Here is a 14715-nt window from a genome sequence, read left to right on the forward strand (position 1 = left end):
CCTCGGCTCGCCGATCCGACGTCTCATCAAGGAGCTTGCGATGTTTGCATGGCAAACCCCGCTGTCCAGCGCGTGGCAGGACAGTCTTGTTTCACCGGTGCGCGGCGAGGCGCTGGGCGTCGACAGTTTGCTGCTCACCGGCGCGACCGGGTTTATCGGCGGCAATCTGCTGGTGACCCTGATCAACGCCGGCCTCGCCAATCGGCTGGTGTGCCTCGTGCGCGGCGTGAGCGTGGCCGATGCGCTCGCGCGGCTGCGAGCGTCGGCGGTGCGCTGCGGTCTGTCGCACAACCGTGCGCACCGTATCACCGAGGTCAACGTGATGGTCGGCGAACTCGGCGGCGCGTTTTCGGAGATCGATCTGGCGCGTCTTGCGAAGGTCTCGCACGTGATTAATTGCGCTGCGCTGGCGTCGTTTTCGACCAACCCGCAAGTGCTCGACACCAACGTGCGCGACACCTTGCGCTTTGTGTCGCGCTTTGCCGGCAGCAGGATGTTGCGGCGTTTTCTGCACGTGAGTACGGCGATGGCGTGCGGCACGCAATGCGGCGCAAACGTGCAGGAGTCGCCGTTCGGCTATGGCGAAACGAACCACATCGTGCCGTACACGCGCAGCAAGCGTGAAGTCGAACGGTTGTTGCGCACCACCTATCCGCGCCTGCCGCTGGTGGTGGTGCGGCCGTCGATCGTGGTCGGTCATACGGTGCTCGGCACGCTGCCGTCGGCGAGTCTGTTCTGGGTATTTCGCGTGGTGCACGGCGCGCGGCGCTTCACCGCCCGCGCGATGAACCGCCTCGACGTGGTCGCCGCCGACGACTGCGCGCGCGCCATTGCGCTGCTGGCGGTGAAGCCGACGCTGGCGTTCGACACGTATCACGTGTCGGCGGGCACGGAGGCGCCGACCGTCGGCCAGATTATCAGCGCGATGGATGAAGCCACCGGTACCTCGGGCCGCCGTTATTCGATGTGCCGTGTGCGCGACTTCGGCAAGATCGCGCGCGAAGTGGTGGGCCGCGACCGCAGCGGCAGCGGCCGGCTGATCGAGCACGCGCTGCGTTTATATGCGGGCTTCGCGGAGCTGGACTATGCGTTCGACAACCGGCGTCTGCGTGACGAAATCGGATTCGAACCCCTGCCGTTCACCGACTATGTCAGCGAGTGTGTGCGGACGTCGCGCGGTGTGGGCATCGTTGAACAAATGCGTTGGGATTTCAAATGACACAGTGGCCTATCAATTCGGAGACCGTTCGCGTCGCGACCGACTCCCATACTCCTCTCGACGCCGATGCCGCGACCGATTCCGGCGCCGACTCGCGCGATAATCGCGCAACGGCCGTGCGACCGATCACACGACCAACCGGCAGGCCGGCTGTTTTTCAGGCAAGTTCAATGGACGAGAAAGACTGGATTGCCGGCGCGGCGAAAGCGTTGGCGATAATCGAAGCATTCGACGAAGAACACGCGCGCATGACGCCGACCATGGTGGCCAGCCGCGCGGGTTTGTCGCGCACGGCGGCGCGCCGCTATCTGCTGACGCTGGGCGAACTCGGCTACGTGGACACCGACGGCAAGCTGTTCTGGCTGGCGCCGCGCGTGCTGCGGCTCGGCCAGTCGTATCTGGATTCGGCGCGTTTGCCGCGTACCGTGCAGCCGTTTCTTCAGCGCATCACCGCGACCGTGCAGGAAACCGCGCTGGTCGCGATCCTCGACGAACACGACGTGGTGTACGTGGCGCGCAACGGCGTGAACCGGGCGATGGCGGTCGGCTTCGTGCTCGGCTCGCGCGTGGCGGCGCCGTTGTCGTCCGCAGGGCTGGTGTTGCTGGCGTTCCAGGCGCCGGAGAGCATCGAGCAATGGCTCGCCACTTATCAGATCAAGGTGTTCACGCCGCACACCTACGCAACGATCGAGCGCTTGCGCGAAGTGCTCGGCGAAATTCGCCGCAATGGCTATGTCGTCACCGATCAGCAACTCGAGCTCGGCGTGCGCGGCGTCGCGGTGCCGTTGCGCGACCGGCATGGTTCGGTGGTTGCCGCGATCAGCGTCAGCATGCCGATCGGCCAGGAATCGGCGAATGCCGCGCTGCATCGGGTTTTGCCGACCTTGCAGGAGACCGCCAGCCTGTTGCGCAACCTCGTTTAACCGATACTAAGTAATCCCCCTGGTATGGGATGCTTAACGAGTGAAAGCGTCTCGAAAGCAAGCTGTCTCCCGGAAAATACATATCGAGTTTTGGGCATGACAAACCGCCTACACTGGGTAATACTCTCCCGCGGGGAGCGGGAAGGCGCCTGAAGCCCTGTCTGCTTCACCGTGCAGCTATTTCATTCACATTGACTCAGTCGTCCAGGTTTGGGGAACAACACATGAAAAAAGTTATCGTCTCGCTCGCAGCAGCTTCGATCGCGCTGGTTTCCGTTCAAGCTTTCGCACAAGCATCGGACGCAGCAGCACCGGCTGCAGCAGCAAGCGCGCCGAAGAAGCATCACGTCAAGAAGCTGAAGACGCACGGCAAGCGCGCTCCGGTCGCTGCAGCAGCTTCGGCAGCTGGCACGAACGACAAGGGCACGGCAAACTAAGCTGTCTTTAGTTTGCTGGGCGAGCCAGGTCGGGTCGCCGCATTGCGCCGCCAGCCGGTCAGTGCATCGTGGTTCGGTTAATGGCATCGCCAGCAAAAAGGCCAGAGCTTATGCTCTGGCCTTTTTGCATTTCACGGCGCGCTTTGCGCGCGCCTCGGTTCGCGGCACTCAGCCCGCGAGGCCGCGCTTGATGACTTCGTCGAGCAGGCCGCTCATGCCGTCGGGATGCGTGGCCGCGCGCGTCTTGAGCTCTTCGACCAGTTCGCCGTTCAGCTTGCACGCGAACGCAACAAGGCCTTGCGCCTGATCCAGCTTGCGCTGTTCGCGGCGATCGAGTTTCGGGTCGGCCGCAGCGGATTTGCCGAAGCGATCGGCGGTGGACAGATTCATTGCGTTGTTCAGCTTCTTTGCCTTGTTCTTTTCAAGGTCGGTTTTTTTCATCGCCATTTGGAAGGCCTCTGCAGATAAGTAAACCCCGCATTGTACGCATCGCGCCGGGCGTCGAGCGAGCGGCGGGATTCAGCGGCGGGTTGAGGGGCGGCTTGCGCGGATCGTGCTGATTGCGCGGCACTCACCCGGATCGGTCCGACGCGGCGGCCATGCTGTCCATCAGCGCGCGCATTCGTTGCCAGTGCGTGCCTTCCCAGAACACTCGCAGACACACGTCGCAGGTGACGAACTGGTTATGCCGTTGCAGTACACCGTCGGGCGCGCGGCTGCCCACTTCTTCTTTGGCGATGCGCCGCAGCGGCGCGTTGCACATCAGGCATAGCCGGAACGGCGTCGCGCTGCCGGCCAGGTCGAGCCGTTCAAACACTTCGCGCAGTTGCTCACGCGGTTTTAGCGTGCGAACGTAGCAGCCATGCGTGATGCTGCGGCGTTTCAATAGCTCGCGGTCGCGCGTCAGCACCACGCGCTGTTGCGCGGCGGCGAGCGCTTCGATATCGGCGTCCGGGTAGTGGTTGTCGTACAGCGTATCGAAGCCGGCAAGCCGCAGCAGCGGCGCCAGGCCGCCGAGATGCGCGTCGGCGATGAATCGCACCACGCGCAGCGGCCGTTCGCGCACCCGCAGGAGCGGCTGGATGTCGAGCGCTTCAAACTTGGGATAGACGGCGATGCGGTCGCCGTCCGCGAGAGGATGATTGAAACCGACCGATTCGCCGTTCACCAGAATCAGCTCGACCTCGGTATGCGGCACGCCGAGTACTTCGATCATGTGTTTGGCGGTGGCGCCGCGCGCGCAGGCGTAGCTGAACGCGCGCCGACGCAGCGGCCGGGCGAGAAAATCGTTCAGCTCCTCATAGAAGCGGAAAGTCGCGGTCACCATTGCTGCAGTATGGCACCGCCTCCTGTTGCGCGCTGCCCTGCGGGTGTCGCATGAGTGTGCTTTACTGCCAGTTCTTTAGAAGACGGAGCGACAGATGGACATCGGTTTTATCGGTCTCGGCGAGATGGGCGCCGCGATGGTTGCAAACATTTTGAAAGCCGGGCATCAGGTGCGGGTGTGGAACCGCTCGCCGGAACGGGCGCGAGCGCTCGCTGACGCTGGGGCGCGCATCGTCGCGACGCCGGCCGAAGCGTTTGCGGGCGATGCCGTGTTCTCGATGCTCGCCGACGATGCCGCACTGCGTGAAGTGATCACCGCTTCGCTGCTGGAGCATGCACCGCGTGGGCTGATCCACGTGAACATGGCGACCATCTCGGTGGCGCTGGCCGAAGAACTGGCGACGGCCCATGCGTCGCGCGGGGTTCACTACGTTGCCGCGCCGGTGCTGGGTCGGCCGGACGTCGCGGCGGCGGCGAAGCTGACGATCGTTGCCGGTGGTCCGGCGGAGTCGATCGACCGGGTGCAGCCGATTTTCGACGCGATCGGCCAGAAGACGTGGCGCATCGGTTCGCTGCCGCAGCAGGCGAACGTGATGAAACTGGCCGCCAATTTCATGTTGGGCGCGGCGGTCGAGACGCTCGGCGAAGCGGCCACGCTGGTGACCGGTCATGGGCTGGCCATGCAGGATTTCCTCGACGTCATCACGAGCGGGCTGTTCCCGGGGCCGGTCTACGCGGGCTACGGCAAGCTGATCGCCGAGCAGCAATACGAGCCGGCGCAGTTCAAGGCGCGTCTCGGCTTGAAGGATATCCGCCTCGCGCTGGCCGCCGCCGATGCGGTAACGACGCCGCTGCCGATCGCGAGCGTGGTGCGCGACAGTTTGCTCGAAGCGGTAGCGCACGGCGACGGCGAGAAGGATTTCGCGGTGCTGGGGCAGGTGGCTGCACGGCGCGCTGGGCGTTAAGAGAGCTAGGGCTGCGGGGCGAACCGCAAGGGCCAGGGCAGAGACAGCGGCACGGGCAGAGGCGAAGCGAACGCTTTGAGTCCCGCGCGCCGCGCTCTGCACAAGCCCCCACCCCGTGCGTCACGTCGCGGATTGGCGCGGGCGGGCATAATGGCCGCCCGTCCTTATTCACCGCGATTGTCATGACTCTGCATACCTGGTGGCTGTTCGTCGCCACTGTTTTCGTCGTATCCGCGATTCCCGGTCCGAACATGCTGCTCGTCATGACGCATGGCGCTCAACACGGTCTGCGCCGCTCCAGCGCGACGATGGCGGGTTGCCTGTCGGCGCTGGTGTTGATGCTGGCGGTGTCCGCGGCGGGGCTCGGCGTGGTTCTGGCCGCGTGGCCGGCCATGTTCAACGCGCTGCGCCTGATCGGCGCGGCTTACCTCGTCTATCTGGGCGTCAAGGCATGGCGTGCGCCGGCCGACGAAGCCGCCGCCGACCAGGCCGACGCGCTCGCCGCGAAGCCCGTGCGCTCGCGCTTCGCGCTGTTTCGCAACGGCTTTCTGGTGGCCGGCAGCAATCCGAAAGCCATTCTGTTCGCCGCCGCCTTGCTGCCCCAATTCATCGACGCCGCGCAGCCGAAGCTGCCGCAGTTCGGCGTGCTGGTCGCCACGTTCGCCGTGATCGAGGTGAGCTGGTATCTGGTGTACGCGGGGTTCGGCACGCGGATCGGCGCGAAATTGAAGAGCCGCAGCGTCGCAAAAATGTTCAATCGACTGACGGGCGGCGTGTTCGTCGGCTTCGGCGCGATGATGGCGCTGGTGCGGCACTAGCCGCCAGGCGCCTCCGCAGACTCAGCAAGGTGTCGCACGAGCACAACGCTGAGGGTCATCCCTAATTAGAATGTTGCGCCGCACCAAACCATTTGCTATAGTTCGTCTTGTCTCCTCCATGTCTCCTCTGATATGGATTCAGCCCGCCAAACTAGGCGGGCTTTTTTTTGCCCCGAATTTCCCGGGCGCTTCAGAAATGACAAACGACAAAGCCGGCTGGCCCCTTCGCAGGGCCGCCGGCTTTGTCGTTTGCGATTCGCGGACTTATCTGGCCGCTTGCCAGAGCGCCGTCGGACTCAGAACTTGTACGAGACCGCCAGGAACGAAATGATCGGGTCCGCTTTCAGGTCCGCCTTGGAGACGCCGAGTTCGGTGCCGTCCGCCGCCTTGATGATGACCGACGAGGTCGTCTTCAGCGGAATGTACGTGACCGATGCCACCAGACCCCAGTGATCGGTGATGTTGTACGCCAGACCCGCATTGAACACCGGCTGCCACGACGACGACGCCTTCGCCGACACCTGCGTCGTGCCCGGCTTGCCGGCGCCCGCGGCCAGCACGGCGCCGAGGTTGTTCTGCGTCGACGTGACGAAGTTCGGGCTCAGTTGAATATCCGAGAAGAAGTTGTACGACACGCCGATACCGACGAACGGCCGGAACTTCGCCGTCGGTTCATTGAAGTAGTACTGGAACAGCAGCGCCGGGCTCCACTGACGCACGCTTTTCACGATCGGATTGGACTGCGGGTCGCCCAGATCCTGCTGACCCAGCGCGCCCGCCGGTCCCGGCGGCTTGATCGTGCCGTGGCCGTAGATCTTGAACACCGGCGGCACACCCGCCACCGTCGTGATGGCGATGTGATCGGTGAGGTAATGGCTGAACACCAGGCCGACCGTATCGGCGCTCCCCGTCGACAAGCCCGTGCCCGACGACGTGAACGAACTCGGCAGACGCAGCGGCGTATTGATCGGCGTCGGCGCGACGTTGGTGGTGAGCGGCGTGCTCGAATCCTGCGGCATCACGTGAAACCAGCCGAGCACGGCGACGTTGTCGCCCGCGTGTTGGGCATAGGCACTGGCGGACAGGCAAACGGTCAGTATCGCGAGACAGATTTTTTTCATGTTGTTTCTCCTCTGGCGCTCGTTGCATCTATCGCGCGCGTCGAGCGGCGGCGGGTTGGCGGCCCGGCCGTTGCGCTGGATAGTCGGTGGACACCGGCTGCCGCGCGTTGATCGGGCGCGGCAGCCGGGGCGCGAACGCCTCGTTGCGGGTTGGCGGCGCGGGTCACGTCCATTACTGGACGAAGGCGCCGATCGTGAAGTACGGCGAGGCCGCGTTGGTCAGATCGAGGTAGCCGAACACGCCACCCGTGAAGATCATCTTGCCGGTCGGCGTGGTGCCGGTACTGGCGCCCACTTGCGTCGTCGCGACCACGCCCGGCACGGCCTGCGTGAAGTCCAGATTCAGCGCCGTCGCGAGCGATGCCTGCGACGCGTTGAACGGATCGAGCAGCGTGGCCTGGGTGCCCGTGAGCGCGGTGGTGCGATAGTCGAACTGGCTATCCACACCGATGTACTCGCCGTTCTGCGAGCCCACTGTTACCGACGTTTGCGGCGACAGAATCGAGATGCCCGATTCGTCGTCCGCGTACGGCCCGAGCGCGCCGTTTTGCGGCACCGTCACCGACGAGTTCGCCGCGCCGGTGCGCACCAGGATCGGCACGAGTTGACCGCGCAGCTTGCCGACGATCATGTAGCCGCGTGCTTCCGGCGTGGCCGCGAGCGTCGGCTTTGCCTGACCGAGGAAGTTATTGGTCTGGAACGCGCCGCTGCCGTCCGCGGCCGGTGCGAAGTTGCCGCCGGGCTGCTGACATTTGCCGGCGTTGATGCCGGAGTTGTCGCACTCCGTCCACGTACCGTCCGCGTTGATCGTGATCCTGGAATCGACGGCGACCGGCGCGAAGCTCTGCGACGGCACCTGGTGATAGCCGAGCTGGTTATACGTGCCGGCCACGTTCGCGAGATTCGTTTCAATCGACGAAAAACCGATGAACGGGTAGTACGGGAAGGTGGTATCCGGCACCGCGCCGACACCCAGAATCCCGCCGAACGAGATTTCCGCACCGGGAATCGTGCCGCCCGCCACCCCTTCGCCGACGAAAATCCGCGCCGGACGAGTCGGGTCGAGACTCGCGCCGTTGAGGCGGAACGCGCATTGATTGAGCTTGTTGGTCGGCAGCAGGGTTTCCTGGGTCAGCGTGCCGCTGGCGGTTTGACCCGCGCGCGTCGGTACGACGGTGCCGGTGGTCGCCGGAATCGGCGACTCGACGTAATTGATCTGCCACGTCATCTTGGTCGTGTCGAGCTGCAGCTTGACCAGTTCCCCGTCACCGCCGCCGCCCGTGAACGTGGTGGTGTAGTCGAGCGATGAAGGACACAGACGCACTTCCGTCACCGGCCCATCGCCGCCCCCGCCGCCGCCGCATGCCCCGAGCAACGGTGCTGCAAGAGCGAGCACCGAAAGGAATCTCCAATTCATACCGCCTCCAGAATTTTCTCGTTGTGTGTGGCCGGCTCTCAGTCCGGCCACCTTTTGCTTTAGTGGTGTTGCGTACGGCTCGTGCTTCGCTGCTGATGCTTACTTGCTGATCTGCGCACCGATGCCGAAGTACGGCGTGCTCGGCGTGTCCGCGTTGGCCGAGGTCGACGTGATGCCGCCGTTCTCCGCACCCTGAATCACGATCGCGTACAAGCCGCCCGAGGCGATCGCGAAGCCGGTCTTGCCGTTGGTGTCCTGTACGCCGACCAGCCCAGGGCTCGGCAACCCGTAGCCGAGACCGAACCCGCTTTCCGCACCCGACGTGCTCGGGTTGATGAACGTGCCGACCGCCCCCTGAATCAACGTCGCGGTGTACTTGAAGTTCGAATCCGCGCCGACATAGCCGCCGTCGAAACCGCCCGAGGCGAGCGGGGTGGCTGCGGCGAGCATGGCGATGCCGGATTCGTCGTCGATCTGCAGCGTGTTCGTGTTGACCGAACCGGTGCGCACCACCAGCGGGACCGTGGCGCCGTTGACCTGACCGAGGATCATGTGCGCGGTGCCGAAGTTGCCGGTGCGCAGCGGCGCCGGACTACCGCCGCTCGGCACGATCTGCGGCGGGCTGCTGCTGTCGAAGTAGCCGTTGCTGTTGAGCGTGAGCGCATTACCGGTCGACAGGCAGCCGCTCGAACTCGGCGACGTGCAGTTGCCGCTGGCGTCGAAGGTTTCGACGGAATTGGTCGCGACGGTCTCATAGTTCGCGGTCGGCGACAGGTGATACAGCAAGCCATTGTAGGTGCCGGGCAGCTTGGTGATATCGGTTGTGGTGCTGGCGAAACCGAGGAACGGATAGAAATCGAAGTGCCGCAGGTTCACGGCGCCAATGCCCAAAATCCCCGCGTATTGCACCGTCGCGCCGGGAATGCCGCCGCCAGCCACGCCTTGGCCGACCAGAATCATCGGCGGGTTCGGGTTGTTGACGAAGTCGGGCGTCGTGTACGTGGTGCCGTCCGACGCGGTGCCGGTGCCCGCGCCGAGAATGAACGCGCAGCGGATCTGTTCGGCGGTCGGCAGCGCGCCGGTGGGCGGGTGAATCACCGCGCCGGCGATTTGCGTGCCCGCGCGCGTGGGCGAGACCGTGCCGGTGGCCAACGGAATCGGCGACGCGAGCCATTTCAGCGTGTACGTCATGGCCGTCGCGTTGATGTTCAACTGGACCACTTCGCCACTACCTGCGCCACCGAGGAAGGTGGAGTTGCCGATGTCGGCGGTTGCCGGACAGAGCGACGCCGACGTGCCCGAGGCCGGCGGACCTTGCACGCCACAGCTCGCGCCCGAGCATTGCGGGGCGTTGACCGCGCCCGGATCGCCGGCTTTGCCGCCGCCGCATGCGATGAGCAATGGGGCCGTGGCGAATGCCAACGCCAGGCCTCGAGTAATGGCGTGCGCCATGCTGCTGTCTCCCTTCCTGTAATTGTGCGAACTAATTTCGCTGCGCGCTTAATGCCTGTCAATTGAATGAGCCGTCTAAAAAGCGCGATTCAAACAGTGTGGGTTTTGCCAGACGCAGACAGCGTGGACGCGGACGACCCTTTTAAACAAAAAATAAATTCGAGCTATATGCCGGTCTCGGCGCCTCCCCGCATGCGCCTTACCAGGCAGGCGTTTCAGCAAAATGCTCCTATCATCTTCGAACGATCGTTCGAGAAAAAGTCCGGAGTTTCCCTATGCGGAAAACTATGCGACGCGGGTCATTTTCAGGAATGAATTACCGCACGACGGAGAGCAGTCCGATTTTGATTTTTTAAGTAATACGGGCTGCTACTCATTAAACCCGATAAGTGGAATTCAAAGCGCATGTTTTTAAAAACAAAAAAGCCGGTCTGTGAAGACCGGCTTTTCGGGGCGGTGGATTAACGGCGAAAGCGCCGCCGTCTCCTTGAATCCGTTTAGCGTTTCAGACCGCTTTCTTCCGCGGTGCCGATGGCGAGGTTCATACACTGGATCGCCGCGCCCGACGCGCCCTTGCCCAGGTTGTCCAGACGCGCGACGGTGACGAAGCGTTCCTCGTTGCCGAACACGAACAGGTCGACGCGATTGGTGTCGTTGTTCGCCTGCACGTCGAAGAAGCCGTCGTCCAGGTTCGCTGCCGCGTCGAACGGCGCGACATGCACGAAGGCCTCGCCCGCGTAGTACTCGGCGAACAGCGCCTGCACGTCTTGCGGCGTCGTCTTCTTGGCCAGTTGGCTCGGCGAGAAGAACGTGGTGACCGCCAGACCCTTGTAAAAATCGCCGACGATCGGCGTGAACACCGGCGCCGACTTCAGCCCCGTGTGCGCGGCCATTTCCGGCAGATGCTTGTGCGTCAGGCCGAGCGCGTACGGACGCGGGCTCTTGAGCTTGTCGTTACCGCCGGCCTCGTAGTCGGCGATCATTTTCTTGCCGCCGCCGCTGTAGCCGGTAATTGAATAAGCGTGCGCGGCGAAATCGGCCGGCACCACGCCGGCTTCAACCAGCGGACGCATGGCCAGCACGAAGGCCGACGCATGGCAGCCCGGCACGGCGATACGTTTTGCGCTGCGCAGGCGTTCGCGCTGCGAGTGGGCCAGTTCCGGCAAACCGTACGCCCAGTCGGCGGACGTGCGGAACGCGGTGCTCGCGTCGATCAGCACGGTATGCTCATTGTCGACCAGCGACGCGGATTCGCGCGAAGCCACATCCGGCAGACACAGAAACGTGACGTCCGACGCATTGATGAGACGACGGCGCTCTTCGATGTCCTTGCGCTTCGCTTCTTCGATACGCAGGATCTCAACGTCGGCGCGCTGCGACAGGTATTCAAAAATCTTCAGGCCGGTCGTGCCTTCCTGTCCGTCGACAAAAACTTTCGTGCTCATCTCGATCTCACTGGCTTGCTGGAAACAGGGCGCGACTTGGCGCCGGAACGCTATTTTAAGACCGGACGGTCGCGGGCGTGCAAAACGGGTGAAAAAAGCGCGCTGAGAAAAGCGCGATGCGCGCTGAAAGTGACATCGGCGTGACCCGTTACAGCATAGATGCACGCCGATGTCGGCCGGTTCGCGGCAGCGTCGCGCCGATGTGTTGGTGCGCCAGTGCGCCAGTGCGCCAGTGCGTCGGTGCGTCAGTAAGTCGGTGAGTCGGTTAGTCGGCGGCTTAGCGCGGCGCGCCGGCCAGCCAGCGCGCCGTCACGCCGGCAATGCGCGCGCCGAACATCCGTGCGGTTTCCAGGTCGCCGGCGGGCGGTGCTTCTTCCGCCGACGCATCCGCCGGCGACTGCGTCAGCAGACCGGTGAAGCCGCCCACGTAGTTCAGATCGTTGCGCGTGGCTGCCTTGGTGTTCGACGGCATCATGCCGGTGCCCGCCCAGATCATGCTGTGCTGCATCGCCAGCGTGACGAAGTACTGGATGGTCGAGAACTTGTCGCCGTTCATGGTCGCCGAGTTGGTGAAGCCGGCGGCGATCTTGTCCTTCCATGTCTGGCCGAACCACGGTTTGGAACTCGCGTCGGCGAATTTCTTGAAGTCGGCGGACGGGCCGCCCATGTAGGTCGGCGCGCCGAAGATGATCGCGTCGGCCGTGGCCAGTTCCGCCCAACCGGCGTCGTCGATTTCGCCGACCGGCAGCAGGCGCGCCTCGGCGCCGGCTTCGAGGGTGCCCGCCAGCACGGCTTCGGCGACTTTCTTCGTGTGGCCGTAGCCGCTGTGATAAACGATGACGATCTTCGACATGGCATTCTCCGGCAAAGGAAAAAGGATGGGATAGGGCACGGCAATGGTGCGCACACAGGCGATGCGGCAACACCGAAGCATCGCGCATAGCGCTCCCCGGCACATTAGCGTGCGCGGATGACAGAAATTCCACGCGGACGGCAATCCGATGCAAGCCGCAGGCCAACGCGGATTTCGTGGCGGTCATTGACGGCGGATAAACCGTGTTCGCTTTGCTCGGTGCTGGGTCTTACCTGAGCCTGGCCATGCCGCCGGCCGCCGCCGCCCGCGCGGTTAATCGCGCCCGGCACGGCGTTATCCGTGCGCAGCCCGCATCACCGCCCGTAGTTCACCACCATCCGCGCGCTGCCGAGCGTGGCGGTGCCGATCTCGTGATCGAACATCAGCGCGGGACGGCCTTGCGCGAGCCGCAGATCGGCGGTGCTCAGCGCATACACGGTGACGATATACCGGTGAGGTTTGCCTGGCGGCGGACACGGGCCGCCATAACCGTCGACGTCGAAATCGTTGCGCGCTTCAACCGCGCCCAGTTTGCTGAGGAAGCCCGAAAAGCTCGCGTTCTCCGGCAAGCTCTGCACGCTGGCGGGAATGCCGGCTACCGCCCAGTGCCACCAGCCGCGGCCGGGCGCGTCTTCGTCGTACATCGTGACAGCGAAGCTGCGCGTTCCGGGCGGCGCGTCGTGCCATGTGAGTTGCGGCGAGCGATTGCCGCCTTTGCAGTCGTCCTGATTGAAAACCTGAGCGTCCGCCACCGTGCCGCCCGCGTGGAAGCTCGCGCTGGTTAGCGTGAATGCGTTCTCGGATAGCGCGTTCGGGCTATGCGCCGCAAGCAGCGCGACACCCAGCGCGGCGCAGAGGAAGGACGGCGTACGGCGGAACGGCGAAACAAGCGAAACAACCAGGCAACGCGAGCGCATGTGCCGGTTCTCCTGTCAGGGCGCGAGGCGGTCGTCCTCGCATCATCATTGTCCCTATTTTGTGCCCCCAGGTCGAATCATGTCTAACATTAGCTCTGCGACACATCATTGTTGTCGTTGGCTGGAATTTGCGGATGGAATATCGGCTATAGTCGGAGGAATTGTCCGCGCCAGTACTGCCGCGTTTTCATCCGATTGAATTCCTACAATAGAAAAGCATGTCAGAAGTTCTGGAGAGAGTTTTAACCGTCGAGGGGAGGGCAATGCAAGATCCAGTCAGGGTCGTGGTCGCCGACGACCATCCGGTAATTCTGTTCGGCGCCGAGCAGGCTTTGCTCAAGTTTCCCGGGCTGCAGGTCGTCGCGCGTGCGCGGCAATCCACAGAATTGATCAAGGTGCTGCAAACCGTAGCCTGCGACGTGCTCGTCACCGATCTCGCCATGCCAGGCGGACAGTACGGCGACGGGCTGCCGCTCATCGGTTATTTGCGCCGCAATTTCCCCAACCTGCCCATCGTCGTGCTAACCATGCTGGAGAACGCCGCGTTGCTGAAGCGACTGAGCGAGCTTGGCGTGACGTCGGTGGTCAACAAGTCCGACGATCTGAGTCATATTGGCCTTGCGGTGCAGCACGTTAGCCGCAAGCTCGAATACATGAGCCCGTCCGTCAAAGCTTCGCTGGACGCGCTGCGCATGAACGCCGGCGGCAAGACCGACGAAGTGATGTTGTCGCGGCGCGAACTCGAGGTGGTGCGCCGCTTCGTGTCCGGCATGACGATCAAGGAAATCTCGGAGCAACTCAACCGCAGCATCAAGACGATCAGCACGCAGAAGAACACGGCCATGCGCAAGCTCGGTATCGAGCGTGATTCCGAATTGTTCCAGTATGCGCAAAGCAATGGGCTGCTGAATCTGTCGTCCAGTTCGGTGGAAGATACCGGCGAAGCGTCTTAGCAACGCGCGCCCGGTCGGGCATGAGCGGGTGCGCGCACACCGCTTAACCGCATGAAACCGCGCGAAACGAAAAAAGGGCTGCCTGTCTTGTCGACAGGCAGCCCTTTTGCATTAAGCCCGCTTAACCGGTCCGCAAAGGACCGTAGCGCTTAACTGAGATGCTTACTGCGGCGTCGCGTTGGCGCCGCCGTGCGCAGCCGACCATTCAGCCGGTGCGTGCAGGAATTTTTCCACTTCGTCGAGCGTCTTCGTGTCGAAGTAGTTGTTTTCCTTGGCGACGCGCAACACGTCCCACCACGTGGCAAGCGCGTGCAGATCGACGTCAATGTCTTTCAGCACCGACACGCTTTCCTTGAAGATGTTGTAGTGGAACAGCACGAAGCAGTGGTTCACCGTCGCGCCGGCGGTGCGCAGCGCGTTGATGAAGTTGATCTTGCTGCGGCTGTCGGTGGTCAGGTCCTCGACCAGCAGCACGCGTTGACCTTCGGTCAGCAGACCTTCGATCTGCGCGTTACGGCCGAAACCCTTCGGCTTCTTGCGCACGTATTGCATCGGCACCATCAGGCGATCGGACAGCCAGGCCGCGAACGGGATGCCGGCGGTTTCGCCACCGGCCACCGCGTCGATCTGCTCATAGCCGACGTCGCGCAGAATGGTGCTTTCAGCCATTTCCATCAGGCCACGGCGCACGCGCGGATACGAGATCAGCTTGCGGCAGTCGATGTAAACCGGGCTCGCCCAGCCGGACGTGAAAATGTACGGTTTCTCCGCGTTGAAGTGCACTGCCTGAACTTCCAGCAGCATCTTGGCGGTCGTGTCGGAGATCGTCTGGCGATCGAAGCCTGTCATGGGCGGATCCTTGGGTGTGA

At 63.5% G+C, this 14715-nt stretch carries 15 protein-coding genes; 6 read left to right on the plus strand and 9 right to left on the minus strand.

The genetic code is table 11. The annotated features are described in order from the left end of the window. Nucleotides 1-40 precede the first annotated feature (40 nt). From FA94_RS20860 to FA94_RS20870, 3 genes are all read left to right on the plus strand, one after another. The gene (locus FA94_RS20860) at nt 41-1219 is read left to right on the plus strand and encodes an SDR family oxidoreductase (RefSeq protein ID WP_035554656.1); all 1179 of its coding nucleotides are present in this window, start codon (nt 41-43) and stop codon (nt 1217-1219) included. 170 nt (nt 1220-1389) lie between these two features. Beyond that, a complete protein-coding gene (locus FA94_RS20865; protein ID WP_035554658.1) occupies nt 1390-2142 on the plus strand; it encodes an IclR family transcriptional regulator domain-containing protein in 753 nt (250 codons plus the stop codon). Between the two features lie 224 nt (nt 2143-2366). Next, nucleotides 2367-2579 carry a hypothetical protein gene (locus tag FA94_RS20870; protein WP_035554660.1) on the plus strand — a complete coding sequence of 71 codons (213 nt, stop codon included), beginning with the start codon at nt 2367-2369 and terminating at the stop codon, nt 2577-2579. A gap of 168 nt (nt 2580-2747) precedes the next feature. Here the strand turns inward: FA94_RS20870 and FA94_RS20875 are convergent, their stop codons facing one another. Together FA94_RS20875 and FA94_RS20880 are read right to left on the minus strand one after the other, a co-directional pair. After that, entirely contained in the window at nt 2748-3026 is a 279-nt protein-coding gene (locus tag FA94_RS20875; protein WP_035554662.1) for a hypothetical protein, read from the minus strand. A gap of 124 nt (nt 3027-3150) precedes the next feature. Then, a complete protein-coding gene (locus FA94_RS20880) occupies nt 3151-3906 on the minus strand; it encodes a Mut7-C RNAse domain-containing protein (RefSeq protein WP_035554664.1) in 756 nt (251 codons plus the stop codon). Nucleotides 3907-4000: 94 nt separating this feature from the next. Here FA94_RS20880 and FA94_RS20885 point away from each other — a divergent pair, with 94 nt between their 5' ends. Both FA94_RS20885 and FA94_RS20890 read left to right on the plus strand, forming a co-directional pair. After that, nucleotides 4001-4870, plus strand: a complete 870-nt coding sequence (locus FA94_RS20885; protein ID WP_035554666.1) for an NAD(P)-dependent oxidoreductase — start codon at nt 4001-4003, stop codon at nt 4868-4870. A 182-nt stretch (nt 4871-5052) separates the two neighbouring features. Continuing rightward, nucleotides 5053-5688, plus strand: a complete 636-nt coding sequence (locus FA94_RS20890; RefSeq protein ID WP_035554668.1) for a LysE family translocator — start codon at nt 5053-5055, stop codon at nt 5686-5688. Between the two features lie 296 nt (nt 5689-5984). Here the strand turns inward: FA94_RS20890 and FA94_RS20895 are convergent, their stop codons facing one another. From FA94_RS20895 to FA94_RS20920, 6 genes are all read right to left on the minus strand, one after another. Further along, nucleotides 5985-6809: an OmpW/AlkL family protein gene (locus tag FA94_RS20895; protein ID WP_035554670.1), complete on the minus strand. Its 825-nt coding sequence runs from the start codon at nt 6807-6809 to the stop codon at nt 5985-5987. 172 nt (nt 6810-6981) lie between these two features. Continuing rightward, nucleotides 6982-8226 carry a DUF2957 domain-containing protein gene (locus tag FA94_RS20900; protein WP_035554672.1) on the minus strand — a complete coding sequence of 415 codons (1245 nt, stop codon included), beginning with the start codon at nt 8224-8226 and terminating at the stop codon, nt 6982-6984. Nucleotides 8227-8325: 99 nt separating this feature from the next. Beyond that, a complete protein-coding gene (locus tag FA94_RS20905) occupies nt 8326-9678 on the minus strand; it encodes a DUF2957 domain-containing protein (RefSeq protein ID WP_035554674.1) in 1353 nt (450 codons plus the stop codon). Between the two features lie 497 nt (nt 9679-10175). Then, the gene (gene argC / locus FA94_RS20910) at nt 10176-11123 is read right to left on the minus strand and encodes an N-acetyl-gamma-glutamyl-phosphate reductase (RefSeq protein ID WP_035554676.1); all 948 of its coding nucleotides are present in this window, start codon (nt 11121-11123) and stop codon (nt 10176-10178) included. Nucleotides 11124-11400: 277 nt separating this feature from the next. Further along, nucleotides 11401-11976 (minus strand): flavodoxin family protein, encoded by a 576-nt coding sequence (locus FA94_RS20915; protein WP_035554678.1) that lies wholly within the window; start codon nt 11974-11976, stop codon nt 11401-11403. Nucleotides 11977-12290: 314 nt separating this feature from the next. Next, complete coding sequence (locus FA94_RS20920) at nt 12291-12893, minus strand: YbhB/YbcL family Raf kinase inhibitor-like protein (protein ID WP_035554680.1); 603 nt, start codon at nt 12891-12893, stop codon at nt 12291-12293. Nucleotides 12894-13156: 263 nt separating this feature from the next. Here FA94_RS20920 and FA94_RS20925 point away from each other — a divergent pair, with 263 nt between their 5' ends. Next, nucleotides 13157-13846 (plus strand): response regulator, encoded by a 690-nt coding sequence (locus FA94_RS20925; RefSeq protein ID WP_035554682.1) that lies wholly within the window; start codon nt 13157-13159, stop codon nt 13844-13846. A 162-nt stretch (nt 13847-14008) separates the two neighbouring features. On the opposite strand, the gene FA94_RS20930 is transcribed toward FA94_RS20925, so the two are convergent. Continuing rightward, nucleotides 14009-14695: an orotate phosphoribosyltransferase gene (locus FA94_RS20930; protein ID WP_035554684.1), complete on the minus strand. Its 687-nt coding sequence runs from the start codon at nt 14693-14695 to the stop codon at nt 14009-14011. Between the last annotated feature and the right edge of the window lie 20 nt (nt 14696-14715).

The sequence above is a fragment of the Burkholderia sp. 9120 genome (genome assembly GCF_000745015.1).
GTDB lineage: Bacteria > Pseudomonadota > Gammaproteobacteria > Burkholderiales > Burkholderiaceae > Paraburkholderia.

What these genes read in the sequence shown, in the direction of transcription:
- FA94_RS20860 (WP_035554656.1), top strand. Translation starts at nt 41, where the DNA reads ATGTTTGCATGGCAAACCCCGCTGTCCAGCGCGTGGCAGGACAGTCTT.
- FA94_RS20865 (WP_035554658.1), top strand. Translation starts at nt 1,390, where the DNA reads ATGGACGAGAAAGACTGGATTGCCGGCGCGGCGAAAGCGTTGGCGATA.
- FA94_RS20870 (WP_035554660.1), top strand. Translation starts at nt 2,367, where the DNA reads ATGAAAAAAGTTATCGTCTCGCTCGCAGCAGCTTCGATCGCGCTGGTT.
- FA94_RS20875 (WP_035554662.1), bottom strand. Translation starts at nt 3,026, where the DNA reads ATGGCGATGAAAAAAACCGACCTTGAAAAGAACAAGGCAAAGAAGCTG.
- FA94_RS20880 (WP_035554664.1), bottom strand. Translation starts at nt 3,906, where the DNA reads ATGGTGACCGCGACTTTCCGCTTCTATGAGGAGCTGAACGATTTTCTC.
- FA94_RS20885 (WP_035554666.1), top strand. Translation starts at nt 4,001, where the DNA reads ATGGACATCGGTTTTATCGGTCTCGGCGAGATGGGCGCCGCGATGGTT.
- FA94_RS20890 (WP_035554668.1), top strand. Translation starts at nt 5,053, where the DNA reads ATGACTCTGCATACCTGGTGGCTGTTCGTCGCCACTGTTTTCGTCGTA.
- FA94_RS20895 (WP_035554670.1), bottom strand. Translation starts at nt 6,809, where the DNA reads ATGAAAAAAATCTGTCTCGCGATACTGACCGTTTGCCTGTCCGCCAGT.
- FA94_RS20900 (WP_035554672.1), bottom strand. Translation starts at nt 8,226, where the DNA reads ATGAATTGGAGATTCCTTTCGGTGCTCGCTCTTGCAGCACCGTTGCTC.
- FA94_RS20905 (WP_035554674.1), bottom strand. Translation starts at nt 9,678, where the DNA reads ATGGCGCACGCCATTACTCGAGGCCTGGCGTTGGCATTCGCCACGGCC.
- argC (WP_035554676.1), bottom strand. Translation starts at nt 11,123, where the DNA reads ATGAGCACGAAAGTTTTTGTCGACGGACAGGAAGGCACGACCGGCCTG.
- FA94_RS20915 (WP_035554678.1), bottom strand. Translation starts at nt 11,976, where the DNA reads ATGTCGAAGATCGTCATCGTTTATCACAGCGGCTACGGCCACACGAAG.
- FA94_RS20920 (WP_035554680.1), bottom strand. Translation starts at nt 12,893, where the DNA reads ATGCGCTCGCGTTGCCTGGTTGTTTCGCTTGTTTCGCCGTTCCGCCGT.
- FA94_RS20925 (WP_035554682.1), top strand. Translation starts at nt 13,157, where the DNA reads ATGCAAGATCCAGTCAGGGTCGTGGTCGCCGACGACCATCCGGTAATT.
- FA94_RS20930 (WP_035554684.1), bottom strand. Translation starts at nt 14,695, where the DNA reads ATGACAGGCTTCGATCGCCAGACGATCTCCGACACGACCGCCAAGATG.